Below are 21,609 nucleotides of genomic sequence, written 5' to 3' on the forward strand. Positions count from 1 at the left end.
TTAGCAATCAGTAGCTGATTACTTAAGACCCTTCCAAGTCCAGTTAGTAACTTCTGGTAAGTCCTTACCTTCTGAACGGATGTAGTGGTTGTGCTTGTTGATCATGTTGTCCATCTTGGCAACAAATGCAGCACTCTTTTGTTCGTAACCAGGAACACTTTGGATAGCGTCCTTAGCTAAGTGGAACCGGTCAAGTTCGTTTAATACACGCATGTCGAATGGAGTGGTGATATCACCATTTTCTTCGTATGAGTGAATGTGAACGTTACGGTTAGCACGATCGAAGAACAATGCTTGGATCATGTCACGGAATCCGTGCCATGCAAAGATAACTGGCTTGTCAGTAGTGAAGTAACTATTGAATTCAGCATCAGTTAAACCTTCAGGGTTCTTGTCAGTGTTCATCAAACGCATAATTTCGATGATGTTGATGTAACGAATCTTCAATTCAGGGAAGTTGTCATGAAGAATGTCAATAGCTGCAAGAGCTTCTTCAGTAGGTTCAGTACCAGAAGATGCAAATACAACATCTGGTTCAGTACCTTGGTCAGTAGATGCCCAGTCAATGTAGCCAAGACCATTGTCAGCCAATTGAGTAGCTTCATCAATAGAGAACCATTGTGCACGTGGGTGCTTAGAAGTTACGAAGAGGTTGATGCATTCTTGGTTACGGAATGCCTTGTTAGATACAGCCATTAATGAGTTAGTATCTGCTGGCAAGTATTCCTTAACGAGATCTGGACGTTCCTTTTCAAATAAGTGAGTCAATAGACCTGGATCTTGGTGAGTGTAACCGTTGTGATCTTGTTGGAATACAGTAGAAGTATCAACAAAGTTCAATGCTGGGTATTGGTGACGCCAGTAAAGATCCTTAGCCTTACGTAACCACTTCATGTGTTGAGTAAGCATTGAATCAACAATACGACCGAATGCTTCGTAAGTTGCGAAGAATCCGTGACGACCAGTTAATGTGTAACCTTCAAGGAATCCTTCAGCTTGGTGTTCTGAAAGTTGTGAATCGATCATACGACCTTGTGGAGCCACATCTTCGTCGTTTGGTTCGTGGACACTTTCCATCCATTGACGCTTTTGACCATCAAGGAATGCGTAAAGACGGTTTGACTTAGATTCGTCAGGACCAAATCCACGGAAGTTAGTTGGGTTCAATTCAGCCATCTTGTTGAGGTACTTACCCCATTCAAGCATGTCTTGCTTTACAACAGAACCAGGATTTTGAACATCAATAGCAAAATCACGGTAGTTTGGCAATACAAGTGGCTTAGGATCGATACCACCATTAGTGATAGGGTTCATAGCCATACGACGGTTACCTTCTGGTGTGTTCTCTTCAACAAGAGCAACTGGGTGACCATCTTCGTCAAACAATTCTTCTGGCTTGTATGACTTCAACCAGTCAACAAGGATGTCCTTGTGTTCCATGTCATCTTGGGATACTGGAACTGGAATTTGGTGTGCACGGAATGAGTTTTCAATTGGGTTACCATCAAGGTCAGTCTTAGGACCAGTCCAACCCTTAGGTGCACGGAAGATAATCATTGGCCATTGTGGTAATGAGTTATCATTGTTTTCACGAGCGTTCTTTTGAATAGCCTTGATTTCTTCAACAACCTTGTCCAAAGTCTTAGCCATTTCTTCGTGAACTTCCATGTGAGGCTTGTAACCATTGAATTCACCATCACGGTCAGCTTCTTTGTAAGCTGAAACAAAGTATGGCTTCCAACCCATACCTTCGAAGTACTTAGTAAGTTCTTCGTCGCTCATCCGTGAAAGGATAGTAGGGTTAGAAATCTTGAATCCGTTAACTTGGATGATTGGTAATACCGCACCATCCTTGATTGGGTTGATGAACTTGTCTGAGAACCATGATGCCATTAATGGACCAGTTTCAGCTTCACCATCACCGATTTCAACAGCGGCAATAACTTCTGGGTTATCTAAGATAGCACCAACACCGTGTGAAAGTGAGTAACCAAGTTCCCCACCTTCGTGGATTGAACCTGGTGTTTCAGGTGCAGCGTGTGATGCAGTACCGCCTGGGAATGAGAAGTGCTTGAATAACTTAGCCATTCCCTTAGTATCTTGAGTATATTCAGGATAAATTTCAGTGTATGAACCATCCAAGTATGAGTTGTTAACCATAACTTGGCCACCGTGACCTGAACCTTCGATGTAGAACATATCAAGGTCATACTTCTTAATTACACGGTTCAAGTGTGCGTAAATGAAGTTTTGAGGAACAATAGTACCCCAGTGACCAATTGGCTTAGGCTTAACATCTTCTGCCTTTAATGGTTGGCGAAGTAATGGATCACCCATTAAGTATAATGTACCAACTGAAAGGTAGTTAGCTGCACGCCAGTAAGCATCAACACTTTCCAAGTATTTCTTGGAATCGTAATCTACTGCCATCTAATAAACACTCCTTCTATATAAATCAATACGTCCTGTGCTTTCTAACAACATAACGTAAATCATTAAATTTACAATGTTAATGATAAACTGTTTTTTCAAAAAGTCAACCTTTTTACAAATTGATACGGTCCAATTATAAAAAATTAATAATTTTAAGCCGCTCTTTAGTTTTGCAAACCGGCTAACATCTTTAGTCTAACACCATTTGCCACATTCTACGGTTATCTCGCGCAAACTTATGACAATCTAATGAACTTAAATTAATATTAGCCTTCCTGGTCTAAGCTAACAAAAGTACTATATTTCATGTATTTATAGTGAATACGCATATTTGAAACTTCAAATGGTGTTCCATCATCTAAAAAGAAGATTCCATCAATTATGCCCACCGGTTCTGTCGAGCTTAACTTTAATAATTCTTGGTCTTGTTTATCTGACGGTGATACGCCAATGGTCATGAATGACTTGGTAACTCGTTTTCCCATCTTATCCTCAAGATAATTAAAAATAGAGCCGTTAACAATTTCAGGAGATAAGGTTGGTGTAATCTTAATCGGGATAAAACCAGTTTCAATCATAAAAGGTTGGTCATCAATTAGCCGTAACCGTTTGATTTGGTATACAAAGTCATTATCATTGAGGAACAACTCTTCTTGTACATCCTTATTTGCGGGAACAACCTGGTAATCAAGCAACTTAATTCCTTGCTTCTTCCCATCAGCACGGAAACTATCCGTAACTCCCAAATTACTCCCCTCATAATGAAATAAGGACTGATTTTTTAGGTAGAGCGGATTAATGAATGTTCCCGAACCGCGCTTTTTGAAGATAATTCCTTCTTGCGCCAATACACCTAGCGCTCGTTTGATTGAACTTCGACTTACCTCGTAAATCTCACTTAAGCTTCGTTCGTCCGGTAGCCGCATTCCGGGGTATTCATTGCCTAAAATTTTTTGTTTTATATCACGCATCACTGAGCGATATACTAAGTCTGCCATCTAATTAACTCCTCGGATTTATTTAATTCGAATTTTAATGATACACTTTAAGTATAGCAGACCTATTTTAAATTGGGATCTTTTTGTAAAATATTGGTGCGACCCAGATAAATTTAGGAGATGATCTTCTTATGAGTAAAAAGAATAAAAAAAGTAAAATAAAAAAAACGCAGGTGGAACAAATCTTAGATAAAAATAATATTCCATATGAGCAAGCTGAATTTCCGACGCATCAAGGTGGCGATGTCCGTTCAATGAGCGTTGACCGTACCGGTATTGATGAACATGTCATTTATAAAACCCTTGTCCTTACTGGTAATGTAACTGGCCCCTTAGTCGGAGTCATCCCCGTCGATACTCACCTTGACGAAAAGAAATTAGCTAAAGTTTCCGGCAACAAAAAAGTTAATATGGTTCCGCTTAAAAACTTGTTAAAGACAACAGGTTATGTTCATGGTGCTAACACGCCTGTAGGAATCTATGAAAAATTTCAATATCCGATTTTTATTGATACTGAAGCAAAAGAACAAGGCGAAATTTATGTTTCATCTGGAAAAGTTGGTCGATCGGTTAAACTAAACGCTGAAGACTTAGCCGGATTAGTTCATGCAACTTTTGCTGATTTAGAACAAAAGTAGTTTCCGATTGATTGACCTCCCTAGATGTGAAGACTAAACTTATTACTATAGTTTTATTTAAGGTCATTATAGAAAGGTCCTGAAAAAATGAAGAAAAATCTATCTGCTTGTACGACTGTCCTCGTAGGTCGTAATGCTACAATTGACGGTTCAACCATGGCAGCACGGAACGATGATACTTTCGCCCCACTTACACCACAACGTTTTGTAACTTATCCGGCATACCATAATCATCCCAATCAAGTCAAAGCTTATTTAAATAAGTGTGTGATTGACCGGCCTGCTGATGGTTACCGTTACCAAGGCACTCCTAATGTCAACTACAAAACTGAAGGAGTCTTTGACGAAAGTGGTTTTAATGAAAAGAACGTTGGGATGAGCGCCACAGAAAGTGTTTATGCTAATGCACGGGTTTTAGCCTGTGATCCGCTTAATACTGAAACAGGAATTAATGAAGACCTTATCGTTGCCGCTACCCTCCCCTTCATCGATAGTGCACGCGATGGGGTTGCTTACCTCGGTAAATTAATCGCTAAATACGGTTCTGCAGAAGGAAACGGGGTTATTTTTAGTGACAAAGATGATGTTTGGTATATGGAAATCGTTACTGGACATCACTGGGTTGCACAATGGATTCCAGATGATGCATACGCTGTTACTGGAAATCGAATTGCCATTCAGCAAGTTGATTTTAATGATAAGGCTAACTTTATGTGGTCTGACGGAATTCAAGAATTTGTTGCAAAGAACCATCTTAACCCAGACAAGTACGAATGGAATTTCCGTCATATTTTCGGAACTGCTGATATTTTTGATCAACACTACAACACGCCACGCCAATGGTACGGTCATAAGGTGTTAAATCCAGAAACTGAATTTGATCCGCTTGATTTTGATATTCCATTTATTATGCAAACGGATCATCGAATTACCCTTGAAGACGTGGAAAAGATCCTCAGTAGCCACTACCAAGGAACCCCTTACGATCCACTAGGCCATGAAGGTACCGATCAGCAAAAGCATATGTTCCGGCCAATTTCACTAAACCGGACGCAAAATTCCCACGTTCTTCAAGTCCGCAATGACTTACCAGAAGCTGCTTCAACGATTATGTGGATGAGCTTTGGTATTCCTACCTTTACCCCATACGTTCCATTCTTTGGTAATGCTGAAGATATTGATGTAAGCTATCGTGAAACACCAGAGAAACTTAATATGGATTTAAAGAGTGCTTACTGGATGTATCGGGCGCTTTCAATGATTGTCGAATCACACCATGCAGAATTTTCTAAGGCCGACTTGGATTATCTCAAAGATGCCCGTGAATACCTCTACCGCTGGGTAAATGAAGTTGCTCCACGGGTTAAGGGGATGTCATCTTCTGAAGTCAGTGCTTTCTTAAGTTCAAAGACGCATGAAATGGTTGCTGAAATGGCTAAACGAACAAAAACTTTAATGGCTGAGTTAGTAATGAATGGACTCGAACTTTCTAAGTTAACATTCCAAATCGATAAGAATTTGTAAAAATAAAGATGAGGCTGAGAAAAAACTTAGGGTATTATCGCCCTCTGTTTTTTTCTCAGCCTCAACTATTTTTATGAACAATAACAAGATAACGTGCAAAACAACCACATTTTTCTTTAATTATTTCCAGCAAACTGACTATTATAAAGATTACCTAAATTTCAAGAATAAGTTAGCCACTGGACTCAAATAAATATACCTAAATTTCAAGAATAAGTTAGCCACTGGACTCAAATAAATAATACTGACCAATTGATTATTGGTTGATGGAGCTGTGATATCTCTTGGTAGAAGGCCTTACGATAGATATCCATTGACGAATGTCCATTAAACATAGCTCGTGGATAGTGATTCATCCAATCATTAGTCGCTATGATCTGAGCACTACTATAGTTATTTATAGCTTCACCTTTGGTAATCTCCTTGCGGAGAAACCGGTTATTGATCTCATTGGATCCACGTTCCCAAGGGGAATACGGATCAGCATAGAAAACATGATCGTGAACTTGTGTTAACTCACTAAATTCTGAACCGTTGTCAGAGGTTATTGTCTTAAAGATGCGATAGTAAGCATCTGTGCCCATTTTCTGGCGTAAATTTATAAAGAACTGATTTACTGCATGCGCAGTTTTACCAGCAATTTTACTCGTGATATTAACTCGTGAAAGGCGATCAGTCATTACTAGTACAACACTGTCATTACCGTTTTTCTGTCCCTGAACTGTATCTAGTTCCCAATGGCCAATTTCGGACCGTTGGTCCGCAGTTTGAGGTCGTTGAGCAATATTAGGCCCTAAGCACCTTTTAGCTTGCGGATGAGTTCGATGATGCTTACGTTTAGGTTTTTCAAAGAGGTCTAAATTGGACGTACGAAGCACACCCTCATTAATCCATTGATATAAAGTTACAACCGACTTTGGGATCAGGGTGCCATCATTCATTAAATCTCGAGCCTTATAAATAACCGCTTGTGGGGAGTAATGGTGGTCGTCAAACTCACCAAGCATTAGCTGATCAGCTAATCGTAAAAATTGCTTTGAAGAATAATATAAGCGACGACGACCAGAATGGCGGTGATGTTCAAGATATGTGGCCTGACCAGCTTCATAACTATAGATGTAGTAAGAATATTCGTAAATTTTACCATTAGATTTTTGACGACGAAGTTGGCGGACCGTACCACGGTTGAGCTCGTTATTAATTGTTTGATGATTAACTCCTAATTGGCGACCAATTGCGCGATTGGAAAGTCCTTGCGACTTTAAAGTCGCAATCATCACACGTTCTTCTTTAGTAAGATGAGCATTCTTTTTATGAGTAGTCAATAAACTAGTAGACATGGTATCATTTAAGTGCGTCATTTGACGGACATCCTTTCATATAGGTTTGGTTCACTTAATATGATACCTGATGTCACGCCGAATGGCGTTTTTTATTTACCACCAACTGGGTGGCTAACTTCATTCTATAATCCACCATTATAAAGATTAGCGTAAAAACCTTTTTTATTCATTAATGATTCATGGTTACCTGTTTCGATAATCTTCCCATGATTAACCACGACAATCTGGTCAGCCTTCCGAATCGTTGACAAGCGGTGGGCGACAACAAAACTAGTTCGTTCTTGCTGCAGAGCATTCATCGCTTCTTGAATCAAGACTTCTGTTCGGGTATCAACAGAACTAGTAGCTTCATCCAGAATTAAAATTTCCGGATCAGCTAAAAATGCCCGTGCAATCGTTAATAATTGTCGCTGTCCCTGTGAAATATTAGAAGCGGACTCGTCTAAGACCGTTTGGTAACCATCAGGCAGTTCACAAATGAAAGCATCCGCCCGGGCCATCTTAGCAGCATGGTAGACTTCTTCGTCCGATGCATTCTCATTCCCATACTTAATATTTTCAAAAATCGTCCCGGTAAATAGCCAAGTATCTTGAAGAACAATCGCAATATGCTTACGTAAGGTATCACGAGTCATTGAACGAGTATCTTTCCCATCAAGATAAATATGGCCACCTTGCGGATCATAAAAACGCTCTAAAAGATTAATAATGGTCGTTTTCCCTGCTCCGGTTGGGCCAACAATGGCGACCATCTTATCTCGCGGTGCTTTAAGGTTAAAGTCTTGAATAAGCGGTTCATCAGTATAGCTAAACTTAATATCCTTAAATTCAACTTTCGGAATATCCTTTCCAGTAAGTGATGGAATATCCTCAACCTTATCACTCATCTCCGGTTCATCCAAAACAGCAAAAATACGTTCTGCCGAAGCAATTGTTTGTTGGATGGTGTTACTTAAATTCGCAATTTGGGCAATTGGTTGAGAAAACTGATTGGTATATTGTAGAAATGCTTGCACATTACCAAGAGTAATCTGACCATGAATAACTTGAATCGCTCCAACCACTATTACAACAAGGTATCCAAGATTTCGAATAAAGACCATCATTGGCATCATTAAGCTAGAGAAAAATTGTGCTTCCCATGCTGCTTGGTAGTACTGATGATTCTCTTTATTAAACTTTTCTTCTTCATCTTGTTCCTTGTTAAATGTCCGCACGATCGTATGCGCAGCGTATGTTTCTTCTACTTGGTCATTAATTTTTCCCAAAGCAGCTTGCTGACGACCAAATAGACGTTGTGAAGTAGGGGCAACAAAAGCAACTACCAGAATACTAAGTGGAATTGTGACAAGGGCAATGATTGTTAATTTCCAACTAATCGTAAGCATTAAAATGAAAACACCAACAAGCGTTAACAAACTCGTAATGATTTGAATCAAACTTTGCTGGAGAGTTCCCGCAATATTATCCATATCATTAACCATTCGACTCATAATGTCCCCATTATTATGAGTATCGTAATATTTAATTGGCACCCGGCGCATTTTCTCTTCAAAATCTTGACGCAAATTGTAAATAACACGTTGCGATACTCGTGTCATAATTTGTAATTGGAGGAAACTAAATAGTCCAGAGAACAAATAAAGCAAAATGACTGTAATTCCAATTTGCCAAATCCGGGTAAAGTTAATTGGAAGGGTACTTAAGTGGGCACCAGCTTTCATTTCTGCATACCCTTTAAGCATTCCATCATAAATGATCGTAGTAGCTTCACCAAGAATTTTTGGTGCTAAGATTGACAAAATAACAGAAATAACAGCTAAGAGAATTGAAACAATAACCCCAACTCGCCATGGTCGTAAATAGGCAATTAATCGCTTTGTGGTTGGCCAAAAGTGTTGAGCCTGTTCAGGTACTTGTGGCCCTCTACGCACGATCAACATCCCCTTTCTCGACTTGTGACTTAATTATTTGTTGGTAAGTTTCATTATGTGCTTTTAATTCTTGGTGAGTTCCTTGACCAACTACCCGTCCTTCTTCAAGCACAATAATTTGATCAGCATCAACAACAGTAGAGATTCGCTGGGCCACGATAACCGTTACGGCACGTTGAATTTGTGGGTCTTTTGCTAAAGCAGCCCGGAGTTTTGCATCAGTTTCAAAATCCAAGGCCGAAAATGAGTCATCAAAAACATAAATCGATGCGGGCTTAATAATTGTTCGAGCAATCGCTAACCGTTGGCGTTGACCACCAGAAAAGTTACTCCCGTTTTGCTCAACAACTGCGTCCAATCCGCCTTCTTCACGGACGAAATCTGCTGCTTGCGCAATTTCAAGTGCATGCCACATTTCTTTATTCGTTGCTTCCTCATACCCAAATTGAAGGTTAGACCGAATAGTCCCACTAAAAAGAACTGCTTGCTGTTGAGTAATAGAAATAACCTCATGCAGATTATGCTGACTTAACTTTTTAACTGGAACACCATCAACTTTAATCTCCCCGCTTTCAATATCAAATAACCGCGGAATTAAGTTAACCAAAGCTGATTTACCTGAACCAGTCCCTCCAATAATCGCTAAAGTCTGACCCGCTGTAACTTTAAAGTTTAAGTCATGCAAAGCTAGTCTTTCTGCCCCATGGAAACGAAAATCAACATTTTTAAATTCAAGGGAAGCTGGTTGATTAATCGAAATCTTTTCTTGATCCTTTTCCGGTGCATTATGAATACTGATTGGCTGGTCCAAGACAGCATTAACTCGGGTAGCAGATGCCGATGCTCGGGGAACAAAGACAAAGATCATTGAAAGCATCATAAAGCTAATCATAATCTGAGTGGCATATGTCATAAAGGCAATTAAATCCCCTACTTGCATGCTCATATTAGCTACAAGATGACCACCCAGTAGAATAATGGCAACATTTGTCATTCCTAAAATAAGCGTTACCACTGGGAATAGTGTCGAAACAATTGTAAAGGCCTTGATTCCGGTTTGCGTGTAGTCCTCGTTTGCTTTTTTGAAGCGATTTTGTTCCCGCTCTTCCTGCCGAAAAGCACGAATAACTCGAACTCCTGTTAGCCCTTCCCGAAAGATTAAGTTAATGCGATCAGTTTTTTTCTGAATGCTCTTGAATAACGGAACCGCAAAGTACATAACTGCCATGACGATAATCGCTAAAACTGGCAAACTAATAAAAAACACTTTAGTTAGTTGCGGTTCTCGAACATACGCTAAAACACAGGCTGCAACAAGCATTACAGGTGATTGAAGCATCATCCGAAGCATTTGCACCATGACATTTTGAATCTGCACAATATCATTGGTTGACCGCGTAATTAAAGATGAATCGCCAAACTCATCCATTTCACGATTCGAGAAACGTAAAACCTTATGATAGATCTGGCTTCGTAGCTTTTCACCCACCTTCATTGATTGGGTCGCCGCAAAATAAACATTTAATCCGGCGGCCACTAATCCAATCGCAGCAACAATTATCATTTTAATTCCTTCATTCCAAATCACGCCCATATCTTTTTGCACAATTCCCCGATTAACAAGATCGGCGGTAACTGTCGGCAAATATAGATCACACGAAACTTGGATTAACAGAAAGAAAATTGCACCAATTGTTGCCCAAAAGGCTAAATTTTTTCGTGCTATCCGTATCAAAACAATCCTTCCTTCATCTATTTTTAGTCATCTTGAACTATTATACAGACTTTTTAGAAAATTAGCTTTTATTCTGATAATCCCTTTGATTAACACTTTTATATAAGATCCTAAATTTCAAGAATAAGTTAGCCACTGGACTCAAATAAATAATACTGACCAATTGATTATTGGTTGATGGAGCTGTGATATCTCTTGGTAGAAGGCCTTACGATAGATATCCATTGACGAATGTCCATTAAACATAGCTCGTGGATAGTGATTCATCCAATCATTAGTCGCTATGATCTGAGCACTACTATAGTTATTTATAGCTTCACCTTTGGTAATCTCCTTGCGGAGAAACCGGTTATTGATCTCATTGGATCCACGTTCCCAAGGGGAATACGGATCAGCATAGAAAACATGATCGTGAACTTGTGTTAACTCACTAAATTCTGAACCGTTGTCAGAGGTTATTGTCTTAAAGATGCGATAGTAAGCATCTGTGCCCATTTTCTGGCGTAAATTTATAAAGAACTGATTTACTGCATGCGCAGTTTTACCAGCAATTTTACTCGTGATATTAACTCGTGAAAGGCGATCAGTCATTACTAGTACAACACTGTCATTACCGTTTTTCTGTCCCTGAACTGTATCTAGTTCCCAATGGCCAATTTCGGACCGTTGGTCCGCAGTTTGAGGTCGTTGAGCAATATTAGGCCCTAAGCACCTTTTAGCTTGCGGATGAGTTCGATGATGCTTACGTTTAGGTTTTTCAAAGAGGTCTAAATTGGACGTACGAAGCACACCCTCATTAATCCATTGATATAAAGTTACAACCGACTTTGGGATCAGGGTGCCATCATTCATTAAATCTCGAGCCTTATAAATAACCGCTTGTGGGGAGTAATGGTGGTCGTCAAACTCACCAAGCATTAGCTGATCAGCTAATCGTAAAAATTGCTTTGAAGAATAATATAAGCGACGACGACCAGAATGGCGGTGATGTTCAAGATATGTGGCCTGACCAGCTTCATAACTATAGATGTAGTAAGAATATTCGTAAATCTTACCATTAGATTTTTGACGACGAAGTTGGCGGACCGTACCACGGTTGAGCTCGTTATTAATTGTTTGATGATTAACTCCTAATTGGCGACCAATTGCGCGATTGGAAAGTCCTTGCGACTTTAAAGTCGCAATCATCACACGTTCTTCTTTAGTAAGATGAGCATTCTTTTTATGAGTAGTCAATAAACTAGTAGACATGGTATCATTTAAGTGCGTCATTTGACGGACATCCTTTCATATAGGTTTGGTTCACTTAATATGATACCTGATGTCACGCCGAATGGCGTTTTTTATTTACCACCAACTGGGTGGCTAACTTCATTCTATAATCCACCTTTTATATAAGATAGAATATTATTTGAAAGCAATTACACACTTTTGGCACATACAGAAAGAAGATAGATATTTATGGTTAAAAAAATTTTTGCTTTTAGCATCCGAAAAGATGAAGAACCTTACGTTAAAGAATGGGCTAAGGATCATCCCGAAGTAGAAGTAGAATATACGGATGAACTCTTAACTCCTGAAACTGCCGCAAAAGCTAAAGGAGCTGACGGGGTAGTCGTTTACCAACAACTTGATTACACACCAGAAACGCTACAAGCACTGGCTGACAAAGGTATTACAAAGATGTCACTACGTAATGTTGGTGTTGACAACATTGACATGGCTAAGGCAAAAGAACTTGGTTTTGAAATTACCAATGTTCCTGTTTACTCACCAAACGCAATTGCCGAACATGCTGCTATTCAAACAGCCCGAATTCTTCGCCAAACCAAGGTCTTAGATGAAAAGATTGCTAATGGCGATTTACGGTGGGCCCCAACAATTGGTCGAGAAGTGCGTGATCAAACTGTTGGTGTTATCGGAACTGGTCATATTGGACGTGTCTATATGCAAATTATGGAAGGCTTCGGTGCTAAGGTAATTGCATATGACCCATTTGAAAATCCAGAATTAAAGAAGCAAGGATATTACGTTGACAGCCTTGATGATCTATATGCTCAAGCTGATGTAATTTCTCTTCACGTTCCAGCTACCAAAGAGAACTTCCATATGATTGATAAAGACGCAATTGCTAAAATGAAAGACAATGTTGTAATTGTTAACTGTTCACGAGGTGCATTAGTTGATACTGATGCTGTAATCGAAGGACTTGATAGCGGAAAGATCTTTGGCTTTATCATGGACACTTACGAAGATGAAGTTGGAATCTTTAATGAAGATTGGCGTGGCAAGGAGTTCCCTGACAAGCGACTTAAAGACCTTATTGATCGTTCAAACGTCCTTGTTACTCCACATACAGCTTTCTATACTACTCATGCTGTCCGCAACATGGTTCTTAATGCCTTTGACAATAACCTTAAATTAATTAATGGTGAAGAAGATGATACACCGGTTAAAGTTGGTTAATAATTATTAATCTTTCTTAAAAAGCTCGACTATTAGTGCAAAACTAATAATCGAGCTTTTTTTGTTCACTAAACTAGTGCCGTTTGTAAAGCACACGCAAGAAGGCCCCCAACAATTGGACCACACATTGGAACCCATGCATACCACCATTCTGAAACACCCTTATTAGGAACTGGCAAAATAGTATATGCTAAACGTGGTGACCAATCACGAGCTGGGTTTAAGGCAAAGCCAGTAGTTGTCCCGAGACATGTACCAACAACTGCAATAACCATTCCTACGATAAATGGCTTCAATCCCTGCGTAAAGTTGCCAAGATTTAATAAGATGAAAATAAATGCAAAGGTCGCAATCACTTCTGAGAAAAAGTTAAAAATTGGGCTATTTATCGCTGGACGAGTAGCAAAAATACCAACATTATTTCCTTCTTCTTCATTTGGGGTTGCTTTAAATTGTGGATAGAATTGAACAATTACTAATACTGCTCCAACAAACGCACCAAGAAATTGACCAAGTAAGTAAGGTATAACGTTACTCCATGGGAATAAGCCAAAAATAGCAAAAGGAATTGTTACAGCAGGATTTAAGTGCCCTAATGAACCCAGAAATCCTGCAACATAAACTCCCATTGTAACTGCTAAGCCCCATGAAATACAGATAAACCACCAGCCACTTTGTTTCCCATATGTTTTATTCAAACTATTACCAGCACAACATCCTGCTCCTAATAGGATTAAAACCATGGTGCCAAAAAATTCGCCAATAAATCCATGCATGTCTAAACACCAACCTTTTTATATTATTCCCAAATTGTATGCGTTTTCTATACATATAATGCTAACACATTAATTATGCATTTTATTGTCTTTATTGTATTAACTGTTCAATAACGGCAATATTTTACAAATTAATACACAAAAAAATCATGTTCCTTACCAGAAATTATTAGCTTTTCTTAAAATAAAACCTAGTCCTATGAAAATAATCACCAAGAAAAACCCACAGTAAATATATCTTTGCGGATGTCCTTTTACGTGTCCGTACCGATAATCATTATTATAACGTTGCATGGCTCCTATTATTAATCCACTGATTCCATTTATTGTTGGACTAAGCGCAAAGGACGCCGACACTTCGCTTATTTCATTATTATTAAAGTTAAAAATAATAAAAAGTACTCCACTCACCACTGTTGAAATTATTGTTGCAAGGTTAATTCCAACTAACATTTCATAGATAATACTATTATTAGCCTGAACCTTAATAAGTATTCTCGGGATCTCTTGCCAACTTCTTACAATAAAGAAACTGAGTAAAATACAATCACTAATAATGAACGGCAAAGTCCAACCATTATGTAGTTCTAAACTTGGTGGAGTTACAATCCCTGCAGTGCATAAAACTACTATTGGCCAATACATCGAAGCAAATCTTCGGCGTGATTGCGGTCGTTCCAGGAGAGCAAAAAATTGTCCCAAAAGAGCTTGCAAGCAATTTAAAACGATAAATATCATGACCCATATATTTAAGTAGCTAGGAATTAATACTACTTTAGGCTGTCCCCAGGCCAATACAATCGAAATAATTAAAATAATAGCTAACAACAAAGCCCTTGGTGCATAAGGGGACAGATTTCGATATTTTTCTGCTCGTTGATAAATTAATATCAGGTTATACATATTCATCACTAAAATGACAGCTGAAACCAGTAAAACAGAGTCCTGCAACTGATTTGGGGATGGGGGTTCTCCACCTAAAATAATATATGCTGACATTGTACAAAGCCATCCCACTATCCACATCAATGGAATAGTTGGTGTCAAGATTAATGGCTGACGCGGCAACCATTGTTCCATGTGAAACACCTCCTCAATATGGTATCTTACCATAAGAAATTGCTCAAAATCTGGTAAGATAAATAGTAGTTAGTTTTAGGAGGTAAATTTTTATGTTTTTACCACAATTAGGATTAAAAGGAAGCAGTCAACTAGACCAAATTGAGGATCGCTTACAGTATAATCCTACTACTTATGAATTTTATACTGATGCTGATGACTTTACTGATGAAGGCTACCAACGCCTCTATGATGCTATTCAATACGTTAAAGATGCTGGAATTAAAAATATTATTCTACATCACCCAATGAAGTTTCAGGATCATCATTCAGAAGTAGTGGCCCCTGAAAAACAGTATCCTGACCTATATCGCTTTATCGAATTCACAACTGAAAAGCTCCTTTATTTAGCTGATGATCTTGATGTTCAAGTTTTGGTTCATGGTGGTTATGCTGGTCCTGAGTCACGTTACTTTGTTTCACTCTACCCTAGTGTAGAAGACGCCCGAAATGCTGTTTATCAGCGGTTGGATCGTTTTGCAGATGCTGGCGGTGATCATATCATGTTTGAAAATTCAATTGCACCAGTCTTTGCTTACGGCGATCCCCTTCAAGAAGATGAAATTCTTGCGCATAATTATCGACTTGCCTTTGATACCTCCCATTGTTTTATTGAGCTTCATGGGAATAATCAGAAATTGGCCGTATCCCTAGAACACTTAAAAGATCGTACCGTTCACTATCACCTAGTTGATTCAATGGGCGAAACTCATGATAGTCTTACTCTCGGCACCGGTAAAATCGACTGGGCTAACGTTTTGCCTCACTTAAATCCAGCTGCTACTAGTATTTATGAAATTAACTTACACGATCAAAATAATTGTCGTGAACAAATTGACAGTCATAATTATTTAGTTAAACTTTACCAAAAGCTTAATATTAGAGGAGTTTAATCGTGAAGCAATATATTAATTGCCGTCATATTTCTTTAGTATTAGCCCTATTTATCCTCTACTTAGCAATCACTTACTGGGAAGTTGTTGCTAAATTTATCCAAACAATTTTTTCGGCAACCATGCCTCTTTTAATAGGAGGAATAGTCGCCTATATCGTTAACCTATTATTAAGACAGTATGAATACCTTTACTCGCATTTATTTAAGAAACCAAGTTCGCAAAAATTCAAGCGGCCAGTTGGAATAATAATGTCCTACTTAACAATCCTCCTAATAATCACCATCGTCTTTGCCCTGGTAATTCCCGAACTTATTACGTGTGTAAAACTACTTATTGCAAATCATAGTCACATTATCAACCATTTTATTGATTACTTTGAACATAGCAGTGATTTTAAGGGCTTCATCAATAGCTTTGATACCAGTAAAATTCAATGGGATAAAATTGGTAAATACCTTACATCTGGTGTTGGTGGAACTTTCCGGACGGTTATTTCAACAGCCTCGTCTGTATTTTCAGTTGCCACAACCGCAATTATTGCGTTTTTCTTTTCAATCTACCTCTTGATTTATAAAGAGATGTTGCAACGTCAATTTACTAAATTACTTTCAACATACTTTAGCCGATACCAGACACAAATAATTAAAGTTCTGAAAGTTTTTGATGAAAGTTACAGTAACTATATTGTTGGGCAATGTAAAGATGCCGCTATTCTTGGAATCTCGTGTTTTATTGGGATGACGATCTTACGAATGCCATATGCTTCAATGATCGGAGTTGTAACTGCATTTGGTGCATTAATTCCAATCATTGGGGCAATCCTTGGAGCGAGTGTCGGAGTAATTATCATTTTCGCCGTTTCTCCACTTCAAGCCGGTATTTTCTTGATCTTTATTATTCTCCTTCAACAGTTAGATAACCGCATTACCTATCCACTAGTTGTTGGAAGATCAATTGGTCTCCCAAGTGTATGGGTATTTGCTGCAGTTATTATTGGTGGAGGAATTTCCGGAATTCTTGGAATGATGTTCACTGTTCCTTTATTTGCAGCCCTTTATAAATTGTTAAGTGCTGATGCAAGAAACAGAATAACAATTCAAAAAAATGAGTGAAAAACCGTAGCATTTTTCACTCATTTTTTTATAAGTTATCTGGAACATCAGCAACAGGCTGATCCTTAGTCAGTCGATAAACTTGCGATGCATTTACACCAAAGTACTGGTTAATTCGCTTGCTCAATTCTTCCATCGCTTCATTAGCCCGTTCAATTTGTTCTGAATTAATTGCTTCCATAACTGCAACTACATTTTGAGAATCTTCTGTCAACATTGTTCGTTGAGCTTCACGCCAGTTTAAACAACGACAAACAGCACCTTCATCATCATAATAAATAACTTCGCCCTCTAAAGCAGGTTCATCTTCTTCAGCACCGACTGGCCGAAATGCTTCGCCACCTTTTGCAACACCCAAATGAAGGTCGCCAGCAATCTTATTTCGGTCTTCGATACCTACTGGAACACCATAGCTCAAGGAAATACTATTGTAGACATCAACAAGAGGTTCAATTGGTTCAAATTTCCGTCCTTGATTGGCACGCTTCAATAAGGCCTCAATTGATGAGCGCGCACCTTTCTTTTTCTTAAACTGTTGAAATGCTTGACGCCATTGATCAACAACTGGATTCAGACGAAAAGTTTCATTAGTTAAAAACTTATCAGCCTCATGAGTAGCATTTACTAATAGCTTCTTCCGTTCATCATAGTTGTTATCAGTATCATGGTTATCAATGCTATTTGCAAACAATATGTTTACTTGTGCATCTGGAAAAAGTTCCCAAAAACTTGGATCAATCGTCACTTGCTTCATAAAAATAATCTCCTCTTTATAAATTTAGTATTGACGTTTGCCCCCATGCTTTACGGTATCCCAATCACCATCAATATTTTGCCGGATACGAACTAGATAATCATGAACCTGCTGAGCCTCTTTTTCCGAGAAGCCTTTCAATGCCTCACTATTTGAAAATTGGTTTTCACGAATAATAAAAGGATAAATCTCTTTCCCCTTTTGAGTAACATAGAGTCGTTTAATTTTCTTATTCGTCGGATCACTTTTTCTTTCAATAAAGCCGTTTTTTTCAAGCTTTTTAACAGCACGGGCAATCGTTGTTCGGTCTACTTTTATCAAGTTTGATAATTGTTCTGAAATAATGGTGGATTATAGAATGAAGTTAGCCACCCAGTTGGTGGTAAATAAAAAACGCCATTCGGCGTGACATCAGGTATCATATTAAGTGAACCAAACCTATATGAAAGGATGTCCGTCAAATGACGCACTTAAATGATACCATGTCTACTAGTTTATTGACTACTCATAAAAAGAATGCTCATCTTACTAAAGAAGAACGTGTGATGATTGCGACTTTAAAGTCGCAAGGACTTTCCAATCGCGCAATTGGTCGCCAATTAGGAGTTAATCATCAAACAATTAATAACGAGCTCAACCGTGGTACGGTCCGCCAACTTCGTCGTCAAAAATCTAATGGTAAGATTTACGAATATTCTTACTACATCTATAGTTATGAAGCTGGTCAGGCCACATATCTTGAACATCACCGCCATTCTGGTCGTCGTCGCTTATATTATTCTTCAAAGCAATTTTTACGATTAGCTGATCAGCTAATGCTTGGTGAGTTTGACGACCACCATTACTCCCCACAAGCGGTTATTTATAAGGCTCGAGATTTAATGAATGATGGCACCCTGATCCCAAAGTCGGTTGTAACTTTATATCAATGGATTAATGAGGGTGTGCTTCGTACGTCCAATTTAGACCTCTTTGAAAAACCTAAACGTAAGCATCATCGAACTCATCCGCAAGCTAAAAGGTGCTTAGGGCCTAATATTGCTCAACGACCTCAAACTGCGGACCAACGGTCCGAAATTGGCCATTGGGAACTAGATACAGTTCAGGGACAGAAAAACGGTAATGACAGTGTTGTACTAGTAATGACTGATCGCCTTTCACGAGTTAATATCACGAGTAAAATTGCTGGTAAAACTGCGCATGCAGTAAATCAGTTCTTTATAAATTTACGCCAGAAAATGGGCACAGATGCTTACTATCGCATCTTTAAGACAATAACCTCTGACAACGGTTCAGAATTTAGTGAGTTAACACAAGTTCACGATCATGTTTTCTATGCTGATCCGTATTCCCCTTGGGAACGTGGATCCAATGAGATCAATAACCGGTTTCTCCGCAAGGAGATTACCAAAGGTGAAGCTATAAATAACTATAGTAGTGCTCAGATCATAGCGACTAATGATTGGATGAATCACTATCCACGAGCTATGTTTAATGGACATTCGTCAATGGATATCTATCGTAAGGCCTTCTACCAAGAGATATCACAGCTCCATCAACCAATAATCAATTGGTCAGTATTATTTATTTGAGTCCAGTGGCTAACTTATTCTTGAAATTTAGGGTTCTGAAATAATTCCTGGATGCTCATAAATACGAACAACATATAGGTATTGACCACGTGCTAAATCGATTTGCTTGAACTCAATATTGGCAATCGAATCGAGGGCTCAATCAATCATCCCTATTTCACGTAAAATATCAATCATTGATAAAAATTCTCCTTGTCTACAACATTAAAACGTTTTTGTTGTAATTGCAACAAAACATTCAAAGCTAATTATTTTCCAACGGCGCCGGCTGAGCAACTTTTTGCATTGCTGTTAATAATTGAGCAGCATCCATTCGCGTTAAAACTGATTTCAGTGCTAATGTCATTAATCGATCATTCTGCGGATTAATCACATTATTGCTTGGAATTTCTTCTCCAGCTAAAAGTGCATTCAAAATTTCAACAAAGCGGTCATAGGCAGCTTGCGGATAAGAATTCATAGTAACCTGAGCAATTCCTGCACGGATATCATCTAGTGAAAAATTTGGTTTTAATAATCCAATAAGTAAAAGATCTACTAATTGGTTAACAGCATACTTTTTCTTGATTGGTGCTTGAATAACTTTCTTTTTTACATAATTATTTACCATTGATTTTGTAAGTGGCTCAATTCCCAAATGGTTCAATTGTTCATTTACAATTGCCACCACCTGGTCAACATACAAACCTAGTGTAGGTAATTCTTTCCATCGTGGAAATCGCACCCGTGCTAAATTATTTTGCCATCGTTGATATTCTTCTAATTTATCCATATCACAACCTGCTTTCTTATGGGGCAATTCCAATCGATTGATTCCGAAAATCATCGGTAGTAACTGCTTGTTCAATTATCTGTGCTACTTGTCCTAATCCAATCTCTTTGCCTTCTAAAGCATCCCCTTCACTAACAACCTTAAGAGAAGTTTCTTCATTAGTAATTGGCAAAGCTCTAATAATAGTATATGGTAACTCAAATTCGTCAATCATTTTAACCGCATATTGATGAGCAAGGACCGCCTGAGTTGCCTGTTGTCCATACCATTCCTGTAGTTGCCGATTGGTCGCATCATCTGCTGTTCCTGCAATCGAAAGCATTACTATTTTTGATGGTAAAAACAGGGAACAATCGATCAATTCAGCTAACTCTTGCACTTCATCATCTACGTACTCATTAACAGTAGGAAGCCAACACAACACATCCCCACGTTGAATTTCAAATTTAAAACTAGTGAGCGCAACCGCTTCTGGAACCCTTTTGATAATAGTTGGTACTAAATCGTCATGCCGGTGACCAATAAAAACTATCCGACCCATCACAACCTCCAAATCTATTAGTAAGCCATCAATTCATCTTCAATCGTTGCATCTTCAATTCTGACATCAGTAATGGTGCTTTGCTCTAGTAATGGCAATAATGTTTGAATATTTCCAGTGAAAAGGAAACGGGTCTCATTACCTGCTTCTTCCAACATGTGTGCCCCTAGCTTTACTGCATTATCGATTGGGAAACCAGTTCCCATTACTGTCACAGTACAATCTACTCCATCATTCATCGATAAATCACGTGCAGAAGTCAAATGACTGCCATTAAAGTAATAAAGAGTATGAGCAAACCGCATCAATGTTGAAATATTTTTACTTGTGAAAAGCACTAAGGCATCGACCTTTTGAGCATAGTCTTTAACAAGGTGACCAATCATTTGCCGTTTATCTTCTTCCAAGCCGTCAAAGGCATCACTCAAAATAACGATTGGACATTGCCAAGTAAGGAGAAGGGCTATCCGTAGTTCTAGTTGTTGAGCATCACTTAATGCAGCAATCATTTGATCAGGTTCAAATTTTAATGATTTAAGCATTTGAAGTGCTTGTTCTGGCTTTAAAGCATTTTTATGATGACGTAATGCGTGGGCAACGGCTTTCTCCACTGTTTTTCCTTTTAAAACCACATCATCAATTCGGCCGATTTCATTTTTGCTTTGACGCTTATACTTTTTGAATGGGACCCCGTTAATTGTTACATCCCCATTTAAAATTTTTCCACGGACAGATAATAAATCTTCTAATGCAGTTGCTGCACCTGTATCGTTACTGCAAATTCCGATTACTTGTGGTGACTTTAGTTCTAATGAAACGTTATCTAATTGGTCTCCTGATTTAGCATCATAGACTAAATCATTAATTGTAATACTACTCACTATATAACCTCTTTTCCTAAGCTATCTACCTTTACTAATCTTATCATTTTTTAGGTAATGAACGAAATAAACATGGCCTTCTTTTTAACATGCTT

18 protein-coding genes and 2 pseudogenes are annotated in these 21,609 nt (G+C 38.5%); 6 read left to right on the plus strand and 14 right to left on the minus strand.

The genetic code is table 11. The annotated features are described in order from the left end of the window. Positions 1–18 precede the first annotated feature (18 nt). Positions 19–2,430 carry a phosphoketolase family protein gene (locus SH603_RS10275; protein ID WP_169473344.1) on the minus strand — a complete coding sequence of 804 codons (2,412 nt, stop codon included), beginning with the start codon at positions 2,428–2,430 and terminating at the stop codon, positions 19–21. A 269-nt stretch (positions 2,431–2,699) separates the two neighbouring features. Beyond that, the gene (locus SH603_RS10280; RefSeq protein WP_065867491.1) at positions 2,700–3,431 is read right to left on the minus strand and encodes a GntR family transcriptional regulator; all 732 of its coding nucleotides are present in this window, start codon (positions 3,429–3,431) and stop codon (positions 2,700–2,702) included. 131 nt (positions 3,432–3,562) lie between these two features. On the opposite strand from SH603_RS10280, the gene ybaK reads away from it, so the two are divergent. Together ybaK and SH603_RS10290 are read left to right on the plus strand one after the other, a co-directional pair. After that, entirely contained in the window at positions 3,563–4,069 is a 507-nt protein-coding gene (ybaK, locus tag SH603_RS10285) for a Cys-tRNA(Pro) deacylase (RefSeq protein WP_321533926.1), read from the plus strand. Between the two features lie 87 nt (positions 4,070–4,156). Beyond that, positions 4,157–5,593, plus strand: coding sequence for a C69 family dipeptidase (locus SH603_RS10290; RefSeq protein WP_321533927.1), 1,437 nt, complete (start codon positions 4,157–4,159; stop codon positions 5,591–5,593). 230 nt (positions 5,594–5,823) lie between these two features. Here SH603_RS10290 and SH603_RS10295 read toward each other — a convergent pair whose 3' ends face one another. The 4 genes from SH603_RS10295 to SH603_RS10310 form a co-directional block, all read right to left on the minus strand. Beyond that, positions 5,824–6,954 (minus strand): IS30 family transposase, encoded by a 1,131-nt coding sequence (locus SH603_RS10295; RefSeq protein WP_013923736.1) that lies wholly within the window; start codon positions 6,952–6,954, stop codon positions 5,824–5,826. A gap of 104 nt (positions 6,955–7,058) precedes the next feature. Further along, entirely contained in the window at positions 7,059–8,870 is a 1,812-nt protein-coding gene (locus SH603_RS10300) for an ABC transporter ATP-binding protein (RefSeq protein ID WP_419182120.1), read from the minus strand. Continuing rightward, positions 8,863–10,605 carry an ABC transporter ATP-binding protein gene (locus tag SH603_RS10305; protein WP_169473350.1) on the minus strand — a complete coding sequence of 581 codons (1,743 nt, stop codon included), beginning with the start codon at positions 10,603–10,605 and terminating at the stop codon, positions 8,863–8,865. Before SH603_RS10305 ends, SH603_RS10300 begins: the two co-directional genes overlap by 8 nt. A 141-nt stretch (positions 10,606–10,746) precedes the next feature. Then, on the minus strand, positions 10,747–11,877 hold the full coding sequence (locus SH603_RS10310) for an IS30 family transposase (RefSeq protein WP_013923736.1): 1,131 nt from the start codon (positions 11,875–11,877) through the stop codon (positions 10,747–10,749). A 189-nt stretch (positions 11,878–12,066) separates the two neighbouring features. Here SH603_RS10310 and SH603_RS10315 point away from each other — a divergent pair, with 189 nt between their 5' ends. After that, a complete protein-coding gene (locus SH603_RS10315; protein ID WP_321533929.1) occupies positions 12,067–13,071 on the plus strand; it encodes a D-2-hydroxyacid dehydrogenase in 1,005 nt (334 codons plus the stop codon). Between the two features lie 68 nt (positions 13,072–13,139). Here the strand turns inward: SH603_RS10315 and SH603_RS10320 are convergent, their stop codons facing one another. Further along, a complete protein-coding gene (locus tag SH603_RS10320) occupies positions 13,140–13,847 on the minus strand; it encodes an MIP/aquaporin family protein (protein WP_169473313.1) in 708 nt (235 codons plus the stop codon). Positions 13,848–14,003: 156 nt separating this feature from the next. Beyond that, positions 14,004–14,960, minus strand: a complete 957-nt coding sequence (locus SH603_RS10325; RefSeq protein WP_321533930.1) for a hypothetical protein — start codon at positions 14,958–14,960, stop codon at positions 14,004–14,006. A gap of 59 nt (positions 14,961–15,019) precedes the next feature. Here SH603_RS10325 and SH603_RS10330 point away from each other — a divergent pair, with 59 nt between their 5' ends. Together SH603_RS10330 and SH603_RS10335 are read left to right on the plus strand one after the other, a co-directional pair. Next, positions 15,020–15,859 (plus strand): sugar phosphate isomerase/epimerase, encoded by an 840-nt coding sequence (locus SH603_RS10330; protein WP_321533931.1) that lies wholly within the window; start codon positions 15,020–15,022, stop codon positions 15,857–15,859. Between the two features lie 2 nt (positions 15,860–15,861). Continuing rightward, positions 15,862–16,974, plus strand: a complete 1,113-nt coding sequence (locus tag SH603_RS10335) for an AI-2E family transporter (protein WP_169471898.1) — start codon at positions 15,862–15,864, stop codon at positions 16,972–16,974. 28 nt (positions 16,975–17,002) lie between these two features. Here the strand turns inward: SH603_RS10335 and SH603_RS10340 are convergent, their stop codons facing one another. Further along, complete coding sequence (locus SH603_RS10340) at positions 17,003–17,728, minus strand: B3/4 domain-containing protein (protein WP_169473320.1); 726 nt, start codon at positions 17,726–17,728, stop codon at positions 17,003–17,005. Between the two features lie 24 nt (positions 17,729–17,752). Continuing rightward, a pseudogene (locus tag SH603_RS10345) lies at positions 17,753–18,073 on the minus strand (MarR family winged helix-turn-helix transcriptional regulator); the annotation flags it as partial. Positions 18,074–18,189: 116 nt separating this feature from the next. On the opposite strand from SH603_RS10345, the gene SH603_RS10350 reads away from it, so the two are divergent. Beyond that, a complete protein-coding gene (locus SH603_RS10350; RefSeq protein WP_013923736.1) occupies positions 18,190–19,320 on the plus strand; it encodes an IS30 family transposase in 1,131 nt (376 codons plus the stop codon). 33 nt (positions 19,321–19,353) lie between these two features. Here the strand turns inward: SH603_RS10350 and SH603_RS10355 are convergent. The 4 genes and pseudogenes from SH603_RS10355 to SH603_RS10370 all read right to left on the minus strand — a co-directional run. Then, positions 19,354–19,497 (minus strand): annotated as a pseudogene (locus SH603_RS10355) (MarR family transcriptional regulator); the annotation flags it as partial. Between the two features lie 67 nt (positions 19,498–19,564). Beyond that, complete coding sequence (locus tag SH603_RS10360) at positions 19,565–20,146, minus strand: DUF1836 domain-containing protein (protein ID WP_169473322.1); 582 nt, start codon at positions 20,144–20,146, stop codon at positions 19,565–19,567. Continuing rightward, positions 20,109–20,633, minus strand: coding sequence for an NAD(P)H-binding protein (locus SH603_RS10365; protein ID WP_169473324.1), 525 nt, complete (start codon positions 20,631–20,633; stop codon positions 20,109–20,111). The genes SH603_RS10360 and SH603_RS10365 overlap by 38 nt, the downstream gene beginning before the upstream one ends. A 17-nt stretch (positions 20,634–20,650) precedes the next feature. Then, entirely contained in the window at positions 20,651–21,514 is an 864-nt protein-coding gene (locus tag SH603_RS10370) for a multidrug ABC transporter ATPase (RefSeq protein ID WP_169471894.1), read from the minus strand. Between the last annotated feature and the right edge of the window lie 95 nt (positions 21,515–21,609).

This window comes from Limosilactobacillus reuteri, from assembly GCF_034259105.1.
Taxonomy (GTDB): domain Bacteria; phylum Bacillota; class Bacilli; order Lactobacillales; family Lactobacillaceae; genus Limosilactobacillus; species Limosilactobacillus reuteri_G.

What these genes read in the sequence shown, in the direction of transcription:
- SH603_RS10290 (WP_321533927.1), top strand. Translation starts at nt 4,157, where the DNA reads ATGAAGAAAAATCTATCTGCTTGTACGACTGTCCTCGTAGGTCGTAAT.
- SH603_RS10340 (WP_169473320.1), bottom strand. Translation starts at nt 17,728, where the DNA reads ATGAAGCAAGTGACGATTGATCCAAGTTTTTGGGAACTTTTTCCAGAT.
- SH603_RS10365 (WP_169473324.1), bottom strand. Translation starts at nt 20,633, where the DNA reads ATGGGTCGGATAGTTTTTATTGGTCACCGGCATGACGATTTAGTACCA.
- SH603_RS10310 (WP_013923736.1), bottom strand. Translation starts at nt 11,877, where the DNA reads ATGACGCACTTAAATGATACCATGTCTACTAGTTTATTGACTACTCAT.
- SH603_RS10295 (WP_013923736.1), bottom strand. Translation starts at nt 6,954, where the DNA reads ATGACGCACTTAAATGATACCATGTCTACTAGTTTATTGACTACTCAT.
- SH603_RS10320 (WP_169473313.1), bottom strand. Translation starts at nt 13,847, where the DNA reads ATGCATGGATTTATTGGCGAATTTTTTGGCACCATGGTTTTAATCCTA.
- SH603_RS10315 (WP_321533929.1), top strand. Translation starts at nt 12,067, where the DNA reads ATGGTTAAAAAAATTTTTGCTTTTAGCATCCGAAAAGATGAAGAACCT.
- SH603_RS10350 (WP_013923736.1), top strand. Translation starts at nt 18,190, where the DNA reads ATGACGCACTTAAATGATACCATGTCTACTAGTTTATTGACTACTCAT.
- SH603_RS10325 (WP_321533930.1), bottom strand. Translation starts at nt 14,960, where the DNA reads ATGGTAAGATACCATATTGAGGAGGTGTTTCACATGGAACAATGGTTG.
- ybaK (WP_321533926.1), top strand. Translation starts at nt 3,563, where the DNA reads ATGAGTAAAAAGAATAAAAAAAGTAAAATAAAAAAAACGCAGGTGGAA.
- SH603_RS10360 (WP_169473322.1), bottom strand. Translation starts at nt 20,146, where the DNA reads ATGATTTTCGGAATCAATCGATTGGAATTGCCCCATAAGAAAGCAGGT.
- SH603_RS10275 (WP_169473344.1), bottom strand. Translation starts at nt 2,430, where the DNA reads ATGGCAGTAGATTACGATTCCAAGAAATACTTGGAAAGTGTTGATGCT.
- SH603_RS10330 (WP_321533931.1), top strand. Translation starts at nt 15,020, where the DNA reads ATGTTTTTACCACAATTAGGATTAAAAGGAAGCAGTCAACTAGACCAA.
- SH603_RS10280 (WP_065867491.1), bottom strand. Translation starts at nt 3,431, where the DNA reads ATGGCAGACTTAGTATATCGCTCAGTGATGCGTGATATAAAACAAAAA.